This is a genomic window from Blastochloris viridis (genome assembly GCF_001402875.1).
Classification (GTDB): Bacteria; Pseudomonadota; Alphaproteobacteria; order Rhizobiales; family Xanthobacteraceae; genus Blastochloris; species Blastochloris viridis.
Map to the genome: position 1 here is coordinate 313,879 of NZ_CP012946.1, position 16,122 is coordinate 330,000.

The window sequence follows — 16,122 nt, forward strand, 5'->3', positions numbered from 1 at the left end:
CTTGGCGCCGGCGCGCTCACGCCGGCCGCGTGCCGATCATCATGTAGTTGACGCTGGTGTCCGGCGACAGCCGCCAAGAATCGGCGAGCGGGTTGTAGACCACGCCGATCTCCTCCACCAGCTTGAGCCCGCCCGAGGACAGCGCCACCGCGAGTTCGCCGGGGGTGACGAATTTGTGCCACTGGTGGGTGCCGCGCGGCAGCCAGCCCAGCACGTATTCGGCGCCGACAATCGCCATGGCGAAGCTCTTGAGGGTGCGGTTGAGGGTGGCGGCGACCATCATGCCGCCCGGCTTCACCATTTCGGCACAGCGGCGAAGGAACAGCGGTATGTCGGCGACGTGCTCGACCACCTCCATCGCCAGCACCACGTCGAACCGTTCGCCGGCGTCGGCCAGCGCCTCGGCGGTGGTGTGGCGGTAATCGATCGTCACCCCGCTCTTCTCGGCGTGGAGACTCGCGACCTTGATGTTCACCGGCGAGGCATCGGCGCTGAGCATGTCGGCACCAAGCTTGGCCAGCGGCTCCGACAGCAGGCCGCCGCCGCACCCGATGTCGAGGAAGCGCAAATCGGCGAGCGGCGAGGCGGCTTTGGCGTCGCGGCCGAAATGCTCGCACACCTTGTCGCGGACGTAGCCGATGCGGACCGGGTTGAACTTGTGCAGCGGGCGCATCTTGCCGTGCGGGTTCCACCACTCCTCCGCCAGCGCCGAAAACCGCGCCACTTCGGCGTCGTCGACGGTCGTGGCGAACGACCTCGTTCCGGGCGTCCTCGCTTCCGACATGGGCCTTTCCTCATCTGCCTCGCGCGGTGACGATTCCGGCTACGGATCAGCGCCAGCCCGCTCGTTTCAACGATAACGCACCTATAGCCCGCCTCGCCGGATGCCGTCGACCATCCCGCGGCGCTACCCGCAGGAAACCTCTGCCGCCGCCGGCCGGCGCACCGACTGTCCCGCAACTGCGAACGGGATGCCGCATCTGCGAAAAAGCCAGTACGCGCTGCACCGGATCGTCTTTCGTCGAAGACATTCCGATGATAAAGGGCCGCTGCGGCTTGTCCCGCCTAAGCAACGCTACGTGTGCGGTGCAAAATCAGAACCGGGTAAACCCTCTTGAAAGCAGAGGAGCTTAGGCCCAGAAGAACGAAGAACAAGGGGATTCCCATGTACTGTGAAGCTCACGACACCGAAATTTCCGCGCGCGCCGGAGCAAAGGAAATCGGCGAACTCGTTGCGCTGTTCAACGCCGCTGCCAACGGTGCGCGGCCGTCGCTGACGGCGCTCGGCCCGGAACAGCTGCTGGCCTATTCGGACGACTTGGCCATCCTGCGTCCGGTCGGCGACGACTTCATCTATAGCCACTACGGCGCCAACGTCGCCAAGATCGCCGGCACCGACCGCAAAGGCCAGCGCACCAGCGAACTGGAGGGCGAGGTCGCCGCGTTCTTCCTGGGCTGCTACCGCCGTGCGGTGGACAGCGGCCGGCCGCTCCACACCCTGCACTGCTCGCTCGACCAAGACGACTCCCACCTTTGGGAGCGCCTGCTGCTGCCGGTGCTCGACGACGAGGGCAACGACGTCGTGGTGGTGTTCAACCGCTCGCAGGAAGCCCACTTTGCCGCCGACCTCGCCGACACCCCGGCGCGCGTCCATCTCGGCAACCGCTCCGGCAAGCTCTACGACGTGCCGCAGGTCGGCCTGGTCCGCTGCTGAGGCGCTCCGCCCGGACGTCGTCTTTGGTCCAGTGCGCCAAACGCCCCGCGACGATTGATCCCGCCGCGGGGCGCGGCTAAGTAGGCGTGTCCTTGTCCGGACGTCCGCCCGGCTTTCCGCAAGCGACCGCTCGGCGCGGTCGTGGGCGAATGCCAAGTTCGCTTCCCTGAAAGCCGTGCCAGGCCCGTCCGCGCCCAGCCCATCCGTGCCAATGTCCCGACTGGTGATGAAATTCGGCGGCACGTCCGTCGCCAATATCGAACGCATCCGCAACGTCGCCCGCCACGTCAAACGCGAGGTCGATGCCGGCTACAACGTTGCGGTGGTGGTCTCGGCGATGTCCGGCAAGACCAACGAGCTGGTCGGCTGGTGCAAGGACGCCGCCCCGCTCTACGACACCCGCGAGTACGACACCGTGGTGGCCTCCGGCGAACAGGTCACCTCCGGGCTCCTCGCTCTGATGCTCACCAACATGGGGGTGCCGGCGCGCTCCTGGCAGGGCTGGCAGATCCCGATCCGGACCGACGGCGCCCACGGCGCCGCCCGCATCAAGGACATCGACGGCACCAACCTCGCCGACGGCTTCGCCAAGGGCGAGGTGGCGGTGATCTCCGGCTTCCAGGGCATCCATCAGGATAGCGGGCGAATCACCACGCTCGGTCGCGGCGGCTCGGACACCTCGGCGGTGGCGGTGGCCGCCGCCATCGGCGCGGAGCGCTGCGACATCTATACCGACGTCGACGGCGTCTACACCACCGATCCGCGCGTGGTGCCGGAGGCGCGACGCCTGCCCAAGGTGGCGTTCGAGGAAATGCTGGAGATGGCCTCGCTGGGGGCCAAGGTGCTGCAGGTGCGCTCGGTGGAGCTGGCGATGGTGCATCAGGTGCGCACCTTCGTGCGCTCCTCGTTCGAGGCCCCCGACGCCCCCCAGACCGACGCCAACGGCAACCCGCCTGGCACCCTTATTTGCGACGAGGACGAGATCGTGGAGCAGCAGACCGTCACCGGCATCGCCTTCTCCCGCGACGAGACCCAGATCACCATCCGCCGCGTCGCCGACAAGCCGGGCGTCGCCGCCTCGGTGTTCGGGCCGCTGACGGATGCCAGCATCAATGTCGACATGATCGTCCAGAACATCTCCGAGGACGGCCGCCATACCGACATCACCTTCACCGTGCCGTCGGCCGATTACGAGCGCGCCATCGACGTCCTGGCCAAGGTCAAGGAGAAGATCGGCTATGCCCGCGTCGAGGGCGAGATCGATGTTGCCAAGGTGTCGGTGATCGGCATCGGCATGCGCAGCCACGCCGGGGTTGCGGCGCAATGCTTCCGCTCGCTGGCCGAGCACGGCATCAACATCCGGGCGATCACCACCTCGGAGATCAAGATCTCGGTGCTGATCGACGCCGGCCGGGTCGATGAGGCGGTGCGGGCGCTGCACGACGCCTACGGCTTGGCGCACTAGGAGCCTGTCCAGATAATCCGTTGGCACGGTGTCCGAGCGTGGCGTGTCTCGCTCACCCGGCTCTCGCGAGCTTGGTGATGTTGTGGGCGAGGCAGATCAACGCCCATTCCGCCTGAACCGCTGCCAGACCGCGCAGCAGGAACTGTCGGAACCCGCGCGCCTGCTTGATCTGGCCGAACACCGGCTCGACGATCTGCTTGCGCAGGCGATATCGGCTGCGGTGGCCGGCCCGCTTCAGCGTCAGGCGCATGCGCTGGGTGAGCGGCCCGCCCAGCTTCCGCGAAGCCTCGGCCGGCCGCTTGGCCCGACCGATGGCGACATAGGCACGAATGTCGCGGGCGGCGAGCGCGGCGAGGTTTGCCTCACTGCAGTAGCCCGCGTCCGCCGAGACCTCCTTCGGCCTGCGGCCGAGATGAGCCTCGATGCCCTCGACCAGCGGCACCAACTGCGGGCAGTCGCTCATGCTCTTGGTCAGCCCGTGGGCCACGATGATCTGCGCCGCGCCGTCGACCGCCGCCTGAGCATTGTAGCCCTGGACGTAGCCGTCCTTGGTCAGCAGCACCTGGCTGTCGGGATCGGTGAAGTTGCGCTGCGTCTTGGGGGCCGGCGCGTCCGAGCGGGGTTTCAGAGGCGGCCCCGGCCGCTTGCGTCCCTCGGCGCGGCGCGCCTCCTCCGCTTGGCGTTCGGCTTCGGCTTTGGCGGCCGCAGCCGCGGCGGCTTCCTGCTCGAGCGCGGCCTTGGCTTCCCGGATCTTGGCCAGGCGCTTGGTCTTGTCGGCCACCCAGTCGGGCATCTCCTCGCCGCGGCGTCTCGTGCCGTGCTGCGCGTCGTCCTGCGCGTCGGCGGCCTCCGCGCTCGTCAGCCAGCGGTCGACCTCCGCCTGCAACTCCGCCTCACGCTCCTGCATGCGCCCGTAGCTCATCGCCTTGTGCTTGGAGGCGTTGGCCTTGATCTTGGTGCCGTCGAGCGCGACGTGCCCGAGCTTCACCAGCCCAGCCGCCTCGGCCAGCTTCAGCACCTGGACAAACAGGTTGGCGAGCGCCGCCAGATGGCGTTTGCGGAAGTCGGCGATGGTGCGGAAATCGGGCGCATCGTGCGCGACGATCATCATGAAGTCGACCCGCTCGGTGCAGGCTTTGGCAATTCGCCGTGACGAGTACAGTCCGGTGCAGTAGGCGTGGAGCAGCAGAGCGACCATCATCCGAGGGTCGTACGGCGGCTGACCCAGCTCGCCTTTGTAGCTGGCAAAGATCTCATCCAGATCAAGGCCATCGCGCACCAAGGCGATCACGAACTGCGAGAGGTGATCTTTCGGCACATAGTCCGTGATCGCCGGCGGGAAAAGCTGCGTCTGGTCGATCTTCCACGGCCGAAAATGCCTGCTCATGCAGGCGATTGAATCAGATCCGTCGCCGAAAAGCCATGACTTCTCGGACAGGCTCCTAGGCCCGAACACCTGACATCTGGCGTCCGGTGCCGCCGGGCGCTGACGTTTTGTGCGCAATATCAATAGTTTGTTGAATGGTCGTGCCGGCGTCCGCCGGGGCGGGTGCCGGGAGTGGCCGCTGCTCTGCCGTAACGTAACTTAACTGCGTCCGCCGTCCCGGATGGCTCCCCGGTGAGCGCCGCGGTTGACGACGGTGCCGCCGGATGCTTCATCCGCCCCGACACTATCTCGACCCCGCCTATGGCCGGGCAATCGCGAGAGAAAGATGCGCGGCTCGCTCGGAGGTCCGCGCGTGCTGCTTCGGCGCCTCCGCGAGGTGATGGCGGAGCCGGTCAGCGCGCAGGACCGCCTCGACAAGATCGTGGTGCTGATCGCCGCCAACATGGTGGCGGAGGTGTGCTCCGTCTACGTGTTGCGCGTCGACGGCACGCTCGAGCTTTACGCCACCGAGGGCCTGAACCGCTCTGCCGTCCACCAGACCGTGATGCGCGCTGGCGAGGGCCTGGTCGGCCTCGTCGCCCAGGACGCCAAGCCCCTCAGCCTGTCCAACGCCCAGGCCCACCCCGCCTTCGCGTTCAAGCCGGAGACCGGGGAAGAGGTCTACCATTCCTTCCTCGGTGTGCCGGTTCTGCGCGCCGGCAATACCCTCGGCGTGCTGGTGGTACAGAACCGGGCCCACCGCACCTATTCCGAAGAGGAAATCGAGGCTCTGCAGACCACCGCGATGGTGCTGGCGGAGATGATCGCCTCGGGCGAATTGTCGGCGCTGGCCCGTCCGGGCGCCGAGCCGGCGGCACGGCGGTCGCTGCACCTCTCCGGCCTCGGGTTGTGCGACGGCATCGGGCTTGGCCACGTCGTGCTGCACGAGCCGCGGGTGGTGGTGACCAATTTCATCGCCGAGGACATCGTGCGGGAGGTGGCGCGGCTCGACGACGCGGTCGACGCGCTGCGGGCCTCGATCGATTCGATGCTGGACGGCGGCGATATCGGCTCGGTCGGCGAGCACCGCGACGTGCTCGAAACCTACCGCATGTTCGCCCACGACCGCGGCTGGCTGCATCGGCTGCGCGAAGCGGTGCTGACCGGCCTCACCGCCGAGGCCGCGGTCGAGCGCGTGCAGTCCGATACCCGCGCCCGCATGATGCGCCAGAGCGACCCGTTTCTGCGCGAGCGGCTGCACGACCTCGACGACCTTGCCCATCGCCTGATGCGGCAGCTGATGGGCCGCACCCACGCCCCCAAGCCCGAGGGGCTGCCCAAGGACGCCGTCATCGTCGCCCGCAACATGAGCCCGGCGGCGCTGCTCGACTACGACCGCTCGCGGGTTCGCGGCCTCCTGCTCGAAGAGGGCGGGCCGATGAGCCACATCGCCATCGTGGCGCGGGCGATCGGGGTGCCGACGGTCGGCCAGATTCCCAACGCCGCCGGCCTGGTCGATCCCGGCGACGCCATCATCGTCGACGGCGCCTCCGGCGAGGTCCATGTCCGGCCGCAGGCCGACGTACAGGCCGCCTATGCCGAGAAGGCCCGGCTCAGGGCGCGCAAGCAAAAGCAGTTCGCCGCGCTGCGCGACAAGCCGTGCATCACCCGCGACGGCGAGCACGTCGCGCTCAACATCAATGCCGGCCTCCTGGTCGACCTGCCGCACATCGCCGAGACCGGCGCTGCCGGCATCGGCCTGTTCCGCACCGAGCTGCAGTTCATGGTGGCGGCCTCGTTCCCGCGCGCCGGCGAGCAGGAGAAGCTCTACCGCGCGGTGCTCGACGCCGCCGGCGACCGCCCGGTCACCTTCCGCACCCTCGACATCGGCGGCGACAAGGTGCTGCCCTATATGCGCTCGTTCGATGAGGAGAACCCGGCGCTGGGCTGGCGCGCCATCCGCCTCGGGCTCGACCGGCCGGGGCTGCTGCGCAGCCAGGTCCGCGCCATGCTGAAGGCGGCGGCCGGGCGCGATCTCCGCCTGATGTTCCCGATGGTGGCGGACGTCGCCGAGTTCGTGCGCGCCCGTTCCATCGTCGAGCGCGAGCTGACCCACCTGCGCCGCCATGGCTACCTGCTGCCCGACCAGCTCCAGGTCGGCGTCATGGTCGAGGTTCCGTCGCTTCTGTTCGAGCTCGACGAGCTTCTGGAACACACCGACTTCGTCTCTGTCGGCACCAACGACCTGATCCAGTTCCTGTACGCGGTCGACCGCGGCAACACCCGGGTGTCGGACCGCTTCGACCCGCTCAGCGTGCCGGTGCTTCGCGCGCTGAAGCGCATCGTCGACGCCGGCAAGGCACACGGCAAGACGGTGACGCTGTGCGGCGAGCTGGCGTCGCAGCCGCTGGGCGCGGTGGCGCTGATCGCGCTCGGCTTCCGCTCGCTGTCGGTGTCGGTCACCGCGGTCGGCCCGGTCAAGGCCATCCTGCGCCAGCTCGACGCAGGGCGCGCCGCCGGCCACATCCTGCCCTGGCTTGAGAACAGCGGCGGCGATATGCAGTTGCGCCAGCGCCTGCTGGCGTTCGCCGCGGCCGAGTCGCTGTCGGTCTAGAGCATTTTCCGCACAAGTGGGATCCGGTTGTGCGAAAGAAAATGCGAGATCACAAAGACCTAGAGCATCCGACCTGATGCAGTCAGGTCGGATGCTCTAGCAAGCCGCCCGGACGGCAGCGGCGGCCTTCGACGCGACCCCGATTTTCGCGTTTCTTCTGTTTTTCAAAGGGTTACACATGCTGCCTGCGGCGCGCCTCGATGCGCTTCTCGCCCGCCACGCCGCGGTGGAGGCCGAGCTGGCGGCAGCGCCCGGGGCCGAGGCGCTCGCCAGATTGTCGCGCGAATTCAAGGAGCTCGACCGCGTCGTCGAACGCGTCAAGCTCTATCGCGACGCCGTGCGGGAACTCGCCGACCTCGACGGGCTGCTGGCTGAGCCGGCGCTCGACGCCGAGATGGCGGCGATGGCACGCAGCGAGCGCGCCGGGTTGCAGGACCGTCTCGCCAGGCTGGAGCACGAGGTCCGCCTCGCGCTGCTGCCCAAGGACGCCATGGACGACCGCAGCGTCATCCTGGAAGTCCGGGCCGGCACCGGGGGCGACGAGGCGGCGCTGTTCGCGGGCGATCTGTTCCGGATGTACCAGCGCTACGCCGGCTTGCAGGGCTGGATCGTCGAGGTGGTGTCGGTCAGCGAGGGCACCGCCGGCGGCTTCAAGGAAATCGTCGCCGAGATCAAAGGCGAGGGCGCCTTTGCCAAGCTCAAGTTCGAATCGGGCACCCACCGCGTCCAGCGCGTGCCGGCGACCGAGACCTCCGGCCGCATCCACACCTCGGCGGCGACGGTGGCGGTGCTGCCGGAGATCGAGGAGGTCGACGTCGCCATCGACGACAAGGATCTGCGCATCGATACCATGCGCTCCGGCGGCGCCGGCGGCCAGCACGTCAACAAGACCGAGAGCGCGGTGCGCGTCACCCATCTACCGACCGGCATCGTCGTGCTGGTGCAGGAGGAGCGCTCCCAGCACCGCAACAAGGCCAAGGCGATGGCGCATCTGCGCGCCAAGATCTACGACCAGGAGGAGCAGGCCCGCGCCAGCGCCCGCGCCGCCGACCGCCGGCTGCAGGTCGGCTCGGGCGACCGCTCCGAGCGCATCCGCACCTACAACTTTCCCCAAGGTCGCGTCACCGACCACCGCATCAGCCTGACCCTTTACAAGCTGCCGCAGGTACTGGCCGGCGATGCCTTGAGCGAGCTGATCGACGCCCTGGTCGCCGAGCACCAGGCGGTGCTGCTGGCCGCGGACGATCCGGCGTGATCGCCCCGGACACGTCGGTCGGCACCGCCCGCCGGCTGGTGCGGCAGGCCCTGCACGCCGCCGGCATCGCGGAGGCCGATGCCGACGCCCGCCACCTGCTGGCCTGGGCGCTGAAGTGCGATGCGAGCGGGCTGATCCTCGCCGCCGACCGCCCGCTCGGCACCGAGGCGGCCGACGCGCTCGCCGCCCTGCTGGCGCGCCGCCTGAGGCGCGAGCCGATGGCGCGGCTGAAGGGCACGCGCGAGTTCTGGGGCCTCGAGTTCGAGCTGTCGGCCGAGACGCTGGTGCCGCGGCCCGATACCGAGACGCTGGTCGAGGCGGTGCTGCGGGCCCGGCCCGAGCGGACGGCGCCGCTCCGAATCATCGATCTCGGCACCGGCTCGGGCGCGCTGCTGGCGGCGCTGCTGGCCGAATATCCGCGGGCCAGCGGCGTGGCCACCGACCGCAGCCGCCTTGCGCTGTCGACCGCCCGGACCAATCTGGCCCGCCATGGCTTCACCGCGCGGGCGGCGGTGGTGGCGTGCGACTGGGGCACGGCGCTCGGCGGCCGCTTCGACGTGGTGGTGTCGAACCCGCCTTACATCGCCACCGCCGACATTGCCGGGCTCGATCCGGAGGTGCGGGTGTTCGACCCGGCAGCGGCGCTCGATGGCGGCGCGGACGGGCTCGCCGCCTATCGGGCGATCCTGGCCGATTTGCCGCGGCTGCTGACGCCCGGCGGCCTCGCGGTGTTGGAACTTGGCATCGGCCAGGCCGCGGCCGTGGCGAATCTGGCGGTGGCCGCCGGGTTGGTGGTGCGGGAGGTGGCGGCGGACTTGGCCGGCCACCCGCGGGCGCTGGTCGCAACGCTCCAGGCCGATCTCGGCGCGATGTTGGAAACAAACTCGCCGAACAGCCGTTGATCGAACAGAGATTTTTCGGCGGGCGGACGACATGGCTGTGGCCCGACCGGCCGGGTTTCGTATGCTCCGGTCGGGTTTCTCGGTTCGCGCCGGCGTGGCGCGGCCGAGCGTCGTGGCGGCGTTACAGGAGCCGGCCCGACGTCGCGGAATGCAAAAGCTCTTGGATCGAGCGGCAAAACCGACTAGGGTTCGACGCGGAATCGACCCGTAAGACGGGCGCAGGCAGGCGACCCGGAACGGTGGTGCCCGGTCGGGCTGGTGGACGAAGGGTCCATCGCGGTTCTTGCTCACCGAGCCAAGCGATCTCCCTGGATGATAGCACCGCTGGCTCGAGCAAACGGTAGCGAAAATCGATGTACCGCGATCAGAAGACACGGTCTTCGCGGCAGCATCCGTGAACAGGGGCTTCGGTTCGACGACATTTGCACTGACGATCGCCGCTGCGAACGCGCGGCGATGATGTCTGTTGCGATGGCCGCAGCTCCTAACCGTCTGGCCACGGGAACGGCCGGACCACAAGCGCGCCACGCGCGTCCGAGGCGAAACGAGTTAGAATCGATGAGAAATGGACAGCAGAAGCGCATGCGCGGCCGCAACAATAACAATAACAACAACAGCAGTAACAGCGGTCGGCGTGGCCAGAACCCGCTGACTCGGGTCTTCGAGTCAAACGGACCGGACGTGAAGATCCGCGGCACCGCCGCCCACATCGCCGAGAAATACGTTCAACTGGCTCGCGATTCGTTGACCTCGGGCGACCATGTCGCTGCCGAAAATTACCTTCAGCACGCCGAGCACTATTTCCGCACCATCTCTGCCGCGCAGGCCCAGTTCCAGCCGGCCCAGGGCTTCAACCGCGCCGACGAATCGCGCGAGGACAACGACGACGACGACGAGCCGCTGATGATGCCGGGGCTCACCCATCCCGGTCTCGCCCGCCTGCACGAGCAGGAGCGTAGCGCCAGCCAGCCGCAGCCGCCGCGCGAGCCGCCGTCGCCGCGCGATCAGCCGGCGCTGCGCGATCAGCCGCGCTACTCCGACCAGCCGCGCTATCCGGAGCAGCCGCGGTTCGTCGATCAGCCGCGCTTTGCCGACCAGCCCCAGCCGACCATTGGCAGCGAGGCGAGCGACGAGGCGCCGGCCTATGGCGGGCTGCCGGCCTTCATCACCGGCGCACAGCCGGTGGTGCCGGCCGCCGCCGGCAGCGATGCCGAGCGCGAGGCGCGCACCTTCCGCCGCCGCCGCCGCCATCGTTTCCCGCGCGGCGAGCAGCCGGGCGGCGAGGGTGGCGAGGGTGGTGCCGATCCGGCGCCTGCCCCGGCGGGCGAGCCGTCCTCGACCTGACGAGCCGTTCGGCCCGTCACGGCTTGATCGGCCGGCAATCCGACGACACGAAATAGAAATAGCCTCGGTTCGCGCCTGCGGACCGGGGCTTTTTCGTTACGGCCTATCGCGGGGTGGTCCGTTTGCCGCGCGGGAGGAGCGAGCCCGAGCCTCAGCGCGGCTCGGCGGCCGGGTCGGGGCTCTCCGCCGGCTCGACCATGAAACGCTCGCCCTCGTCGATGCGGCCGGAGGTCAGCACCTCGCAATAGATGCCGCAGTCGGCGTGATCGAGCTGCACCATCAGCGTGCGGGGAATGTGGAGGTCGCGGCGGCCGGTGCGGGGGTCGACGTCGGCCCCGGTGCAGCGTTGGATGCGCTTGATCACCTTCAGCCGCGCTCCGGAGGCGAACGCCAGCGTTCGCCCGACCAGGTCGAGTTCGGCGAACGCCGGCCAGCCCTCGACATAGAGGTTGGCGCGGAGCCGGAGCGGGTCGACCGGGCCGCTGACCCAGTCCTCCAGCGCGGCAACGGAGGCGAGGTTGACGACCGAGACGAAGCCGCGCCGCGAGTCGGTGAAGCGGAAGCCATCGGGCGCCGCCAGCAGCCGCAGCGGGCCGCGCAGGTCGCCCGCCGGCAGATGCCTGGCGAGAAAATCCGCAATCAGTTCGCGCCCCGCCGGGGTGGCGAGGTCGCCGTGCACCGCCTCGCCGTTGCGGCGCAGGGTCAAGGTGCGGTCGGGCTCGTTGTAGCGGCTGGCGATCAGCGCCAGCGCCGGGCACTGCATCAGCGACAGGAACTGCGCCTTGGGCAGGTGAGCCGGCGCGGCCTCGTCGAAGCCGGACGATCCGTTCTCGACCGCGTAGAGCCGGTCGCCCGGAAAGAAACCGCCGGAGGCAAGGTCGGCGTGGCGGGTCGCCTGGGGCGACAGCCCCTTCACCGGATAGCGGTACATCGCGGCGACGCGGCAGGTCGGAACCATCGTCGTCTCCTTGGCTGCGGGCCGTGGGTGCCGCCCTCGGCCCGCCATCGCAGGTTCGGCGTTCGATATGCTGCATCCCCCTTTTGCCGCGGATTGGCAACGCCCATATCCGGCAAGCAGGGCGCTTCGGGCCCTGGCACGATGAACGCAGCGGCTGGCGTCGAGCCTTCGGGGCGACTGGGAAGCAGGCGAGGGAGATACGGCGATGAATATCGAGAAATATACCGAACGGGCACGGGGCTTCATCCAATCCGCCCAGTCGCTGGCGGTTCGCGAAGGGCACCAGCAGTTCACGCCGGAGCACATTCTCAAGGTCCTGCTCGACGATCCGGAAGGGTTGGCGGCCGGGCTGATCGGTGCGGCCGGCGGCGACGCCAAGGCGGCGCTGTTGGCGACGGATGCCGCGCTCGCCAAGCTGCCGAAGGTGGAGGGCGCCGGGGCCGGCCAGCTTTACCTTGCGCCGGGCACGGCGCGGCTGTTCGGCGAGGCCGAGAAGATTGCGGAGAAGGCCGGCGACAGCTTCGTCACGGTCGAGCGGCTGCTGCTCGCGCTCGCCCTCGACAAGGACACCGACGCCGGCAAAATCCTCAAGCACAGCGGCGTCACGCCGCAGGGGCTGAACACCGCGATCAACGCGCTGCGCAAGGGCCGTACCGCCGATTCGGCCTCGGCCGAGAACGCCTATGACGCGCTGAAGAAATACGCCCGCGACCTCACCCAGGCGGCCCGCGACGGCAAGCTCGATCCGGTGATCGGTCGCGACGAGGAGATCCGTCGAGCCATCCAGGTGCTGTCGCGCCGCACCAAGAACAATCCGGTGCTGATCGGCGAGCCCGGCGTCGGCAAGACCGCGATCGTCGAGGGCCTGGCGCTCCGCATCGTCAATGGCGATGTGCCCGAGAGCCTGAAGGACAAGCGCGTGCTCGCCCTCGACATGGGCGCGCTGATCGCCGGCGCCAAATATCGCGGCGAGTTCGAGGAGCGCCTGAAGGCGGTGCTGAACGAGGTGACCGCGGCCGAAGGCGGCATCATCCTGTTCATCGACGAGATGCACACCTTGGTCGGCGCCGGCAAGGCCGACGGCGCGATGGATGCCTCCAACCTGCTGAAACCGGCGCTGGCGCGCGGCGAATTGCACTGCATCGGCGCCACCACGCTCGATGAGTTCCGAAAGCACGTCGAAAAGGACGCCGCGCTGGCACGGCGGTTCCAGCCGGTGTTCGTGTCGGAGCCGACGGTCGAGGACACCGTGTCGATCCTGCGCGGCCTCAAGGAGAAGTACGAGCTGCACCACGGGGTGCGAATCACCGATGGCGCCATCGTCGCCGCGGCGACGCTGTCGAACCGCTACATCGCCGACCGCTTCCTGCCCGACAAGGCGATCGACCTGGTCGACGAGGCCGCCTCGCGACTGCGCATGCAGGTCGATTCCAAGCCCGAGGCGCTGGACGAGATCGACCGCCGCGTCATTCAGCTCAAGATCGAAGAGCAGGCGCTGACCAAGGAGACCGACGCCGCCTCCAAGGACCGGCTGACGCGGCTGCGGCGCGAACTGGCCGAGGCCGAGCAGCAGTCGGCCGACCTCACCGCCCGCTGGCGCGCCGACAAGGACAAGCTGGCCTCGGCGCAGAAGTTGAAAGAGCAGCTCGACCACGCCCGCAACGAGTTCGCCAATGCCCAGCGCAAGGGCGAGTTCCAGCGCGCCGGCGAGCTGGCCTATGGCGTGATCCCCGACCTGGAGCGGCGGCTGAAGACCGCCGAACAGGGCGGCGGCGAGGCCATGGTCGAGGAGGCGGTGACTGCGAATCACGTGGCGCAGGTGGTGTCGCGCTGGACCGGCGTGCCGGTCGACCGGATGCTGGAGGGCGAGAAGGACAAGCTGCTGCGCATGGAGAGCGTGATCGGCCAGCGCGTGGTCGGCCAGGAGGAGGCGGTGAAGGCGGTGTCGACCGCGATCCGCCGCGCCCGCGCCGGCCTGCAGGATCCCAACCGGCCGATCGGCTCGTTCATGTTCCTCGGCCCCACCGGCGTCGGCAAGACCGAGCTGACCAAGGCCTTAGCGGCGTTCCTGTTCGACGACGAGAGCGCGCTGCAGCGCATCGACATGTCGGAATACATGGAGAAGCACGCCGTCTCCCGCCTGATAGGCGCTCCGCCCGGCTATGTCGGCTATGAGGAGGGCGGCGCGCTGACCGAAGCGGTGCGCCGGCGGCCCTATCAGGTGATCCTGTTCGACGAGATCGAGAAGGCGCACCCGGACGTGTTCAATGTGCTGTTGCAGGTGCTCGACGACGGCCGCCTGACCGACGGCCAGGGCCGCACCGTCGACTTCCGCAACACCTTGATCGTGATGACCTCGAATCTCGGCGCCGAGTATCTCGTCTCGCTCGCCGACAACGAGGATGTCGACGTCGTGCGCGAGCAGGTGATGGCGGTGGTGCGCGCCAACTTCCGGCCGGAGTTCCTCAACCGGGTCGACGAGGTGATCTTGTTCCATCGGCTCAAGCGCGAGCAGATGGCGAGCATCGTCGACATCCAGATGGCCCGGCTGCAGACGCTGCTCGACGAGCGCAAGATCGTGCTGGAGCTGGGCGAGGGCGCGCGGACCTGGCTCGCCGAAAAGGGCTGGGACCCGGCCTATGGCGCCCGGCCGCTGAAGCGGATGATCCAGAAATACGTGCAGGATCCGCTGGCCGAGCTGATCTTGGCCGGAACGGTCCAGGACGGCGACCGGGTTGAGGTGGCGGTCGGCGAGGGCGGGCTCACCTTCGCCACGCGCCGCGCTGCCGGATGATGATGCCGCCGGCTTGATCGATCGGCCCGGCCCCGAAGGAAAGGCCCGCTCCCACGGTGGGGGCGGGCCTTGTCGTTCGGGTATCCGTATCGACGAGACGGCGAGGCTACAATGACCGGAGGCCTTCGCCGGCGGGCCGGCCCAAGGCCGCCCGTGGCAAGGCCGCCCGTGGCGCGGTCAGGTCACTGCTTGGTGCCGGCGGCCGGGCCGCGATCGCCCTTATCGCCCTTGTCACCCTTCTCGCCGCGCGGACCGGCGGGACCGGCAGCACCGGCCGGGCCGGGCGCACCGGCCGGACCGGCATCGCCCTTCTCGCCGCGCGGGCCAGCCGGACCCTCGGGGCCGGCCGGCCCCGCCGGTCCAGCCTCGCCGGCAGCGCCGGCCGGGCCGCGGGTGCCGCACATCGACACCACCACGGTGCGGGTGTCGTCGCCGGCCTTCAGCGTGACGGTGCAGTTGGTGGGAAAGTAATTCAGCTTCAACGTGAACTTGCGGTCGGCCCCGCTGGTGACGGCGGTGCTGTCGTTGTCGTCAGCCACGACGGCCTGTTTGGGGGCCGACGTGCGCCCCTGGATCACGACGTCGCCGGCGGCGATGCGTGCGTCTTGAATCTGAATGTCGGCGTAGGCCGGGCCGCCGGCGGCGACCAAAATCGGCAGGACGGAAAGCCATCTCTTCATTGCGGAATCCTCGTCGTGGCCGCCGCGGGTGTCTCGTTTCGGTCGGGCTAAGGGCGACGACCCGCGCGCATGCTAAGCAGGATTTGTGAACTTCGCCATGACTGCGGCGCCGAATTATTCGGCAATGTCAGGGCGAAAGGCAGTCTGGGCGGTCAACTGCGCCGGCCCGGGGTCTCGGCGACGCGGGCGGGGTTGCCCACCATGTTGAGCATCTGGTTGATCCGCTCGCGCTCGCGCTCGAACTCGGCGAGGAATTTGCCCTCCAGCGAGCGGCCGCGGGGCAGCCTGACGCGCAGCGGGTCGACGGTGCGGTTGTTGACGATGACCTCGTAGTGCAGGTGCGGCCCGGTCGACAGGCCGGTCGAGCCGACGAAGCCGATCAATTGGCCCTGGCGCACCCGCGCTCCTTCGGTCATGCCGCGGGCAAAGCCCGACATGTGACCGTAGGCGCTCTCATAGCCGTTATTGTGCCGCAGCCGCACGTACTTGCCGTAGCCGGACTCCCATCCGGCCTTCTCGACCACGCCGTTGCCGGAGGCGTAGATCGGCGTGCCGTGCGGCGCCGCCCAATCGACGCCGGTGTGCATCTTGGTGTAGCCGAGGATGGGGTGGCGGCGCGGCCCGAAGCCCGATCGCAAAATGCCGCCTTCCATCGGCTTGCGCATCAGGAACTTCTTCGCGCTCTTGGCACCCTCGTCATAATAGTCGACCACCTGGTCGTCGGCGGTGAGAAAGCGATAGTAGCGCCGCGTCTCGCCGGCCACGGTGAGCGAGGCAAACAGCACCTCGCTGCGGCCTTCCGTTGCGGCATCCTCGGCGTAGAGCACGTCGAACGCGTCGCCGGCGCGAACCCGTTTCTGGAAATCGACGTCGTAGGCGTAAATCCGGATCAGGTCCTCGATCACCGGCTTCGGCACCTTGTTGCGCAAGGCGGTCTCGTAGATCGACTGGTAGAGCGGCACGCCACGATCGTCGTCGTCATCGTCATCGTCGTCGCGCGCGGCCGCCCTGGCCCCCAAACGCCGGCTCT

12 protein-coding genes (1 of these 12 only partly in view) are annotated in these 16,122 nt (G+C 68.8%); 7 read left to right on the forward strand and 5 right to left on the reverse strand.

Going from position 1 to position 16,122, the window contains the following annotated elements:
- Positions 1-16 precede the first annotated feature (16 nt).
- Entirely contained in the window at positions 17-784 is a 768-nt protein-coding gene (gene ubiG / locus BVIR_RS01465) for a bifunctional 2-polyprenyl-6-hydroxyphenol methylase/3-demethylubiquinol 3-O-methyltransferase UbiG (protein WP_055036128.1), read from the reverse strand.
- Between the two features lie 381 nt (positions 785-1,165).
- On the opposite strand from ubiG, the gene BVIR_RS01470 reads away from it, so the two are divergent.
- On the forward strand, positions 1,166-1,714 hold the full coding sequence (locus tag BVIR_RS01470; RefSeq protein ID WP_055036129.1) for a hypothetical protein: 549 nt from the start codon (positions 1,166-1,168) through the stop codon (positions 1,712-1,714).
- Between the two features lie 211 nt (positions 1,715-1,925).
- Complete coding sequence (locus BVIR_RS01475; protein ID WP_055036130.1) at positions 1,926-3,179, forward strand: aspartate kinase; 1,254 nt, start codon at positions 1,926-1,928, stop codon at positions 3,177-3,179.
- A 52-nt stretch (positions 3,180-3,231) separates the two neighbouring features.
- On the opposite strand, the gene BVIR_RS01480 is transcribed toward BVIR_RS01475, so the two are convergent.
- Complete coding sequence (locus BVIR_RS01480) at positions 3,232-4,566, reverse strand: IS1182 family transposase (RefSeq protein WP_055036131.1); 1,335 nt, start codon at positions 4,564-4,566, stop codon at positions 3,232-3,234.
- A gap of 325 nt (positions 4,567-4,891) precedes the next feature.
- Here BVIR_RS01480 and ptsP point away from each other — a divergent pair, with 325 nt between their 5' ends.
- From ptsP to BVIR_RS01500, 4 genes are all read left to right on the forward strand, one after another.
- Positions 4,892-7,159: a phosphoenolpyruvate--protein phosphotransferase gene (gene ptsP, locus BVIR_RS01485; RefSeq protein ID WP_055036132.1), complete on the forward strand. Its 2,268-nt coding sequence runs from the start codon at positions 4,892-4,894 to the stop codon at positions 7,157-7,159.
- Positions 7,160-7,337: 178 nt separating this feature from the next.
- Positions 7,338-8,414 carry a peptide chain release factor 1 gene (prfA, locus tag BVIR_RS01490; RefSeq protein ID WP_055036133.1) on the forward strand — a complete coding sequence of 359 codons (1,077 nt, stop codon included), beginning with the start codon at positions 7,338-7,340 and terminating at the stop codon, positions 8,412-8,414.
- On the forward strand, positions 8,411-9,316 hold the full coding sequence (prmC, locus tag BVIR_RS01495) for a peptide chain release factor N(5)-glutamine methyltransferase (RefSeq protein ID WP_236823656.1): 906 nt from the start codon (positions 8,411-8,413) through the stop codon (positions 9,314-9,316). Before prfA ends, prmC begins: the two co-directional genes overlap by 4 nt.
- A 558-nt stretch (positions 9,317-9,874) precedes the next feature.
- On the forward strand, positions 9,875-10,660 hold the full coding sequence (locus BVIR_RS01500) for a DUF4167 domain-containing protein (protein ID WP_082416545.1): 786 nt from the start codon (positions 9,875-9,877) through the stop codon (positions 10,658-10,660).
- Between the two features lie 151 nt (positions 10,661-10,811).
- Here the strand turns inward: BVIR_RS01500 and BVIR_RS01505 are convergent, their stop codons facing one another.
- Complete coding sequence (locus BVIR_RS01505; RefSeq protein WP_055036134.1) at positions 10,812-11,618, reverse strand: MOSC domain-containing protein; 807 nt, start codon at positions 11,616-11,618, stop codon at positions 10,812-10,814.
- A gap of 205 nt (positions 11,619-11,823) precedes the next feature.
- Here BVIR_RS01505 and clpB point away from each other — a divergent pair, with 205 nt between their 5' ends.
- The gene (gene clpB / locus BVIR_RS01510) at positions 11,824-14,412 is read left to right on the forward strand and encodes an ATP-dependent chaperone ClpB (RefSeq protein WP_055036135.1); all 2,589 of its coding nucleotides are present in this window, start codon (positions 11,824-11,826) and stop codon (positions 14,410-14,412) included.
- A gap of 182 nt (positions 14,413-14,594) precedes the next feature.
- On the opposite strand, the gene BVIR_RS17340 is transcribed toward clpB, so the two are convergent.
- Together BVIR_RS17340 and BVIR_RS01520 are read right to left on the reverse strand one after the other, a co-directional pair.
- Positions 14,595-15,092: a hypothetical protein gene (locus tag BVIR_RS17340; protein WP_055036136.1), complete on the reverse strand. Its 498-nt coding sequence runs from the start codon at positions 15,090-15,092 to the stop codon at positions 14,595-14,597.
- 152 nt (positions 15,093-15,244) lie between these two features.
- On the reverse strand, positions 15,245-16,122 hold the final stretch of the coding sequence (locus BVIR_RS01520) for a M23 family metallopeptidase (RefSeq protein WP_236823657.1). 1,039 nt of this gene lie beyond the right edge of the window; the window shows 878 of its 1,917 coding nt (coding positions 1,040-1,917); its start codon lies beyond the right edge, outside the window; its stop codon occupies positions 15,245-15,247.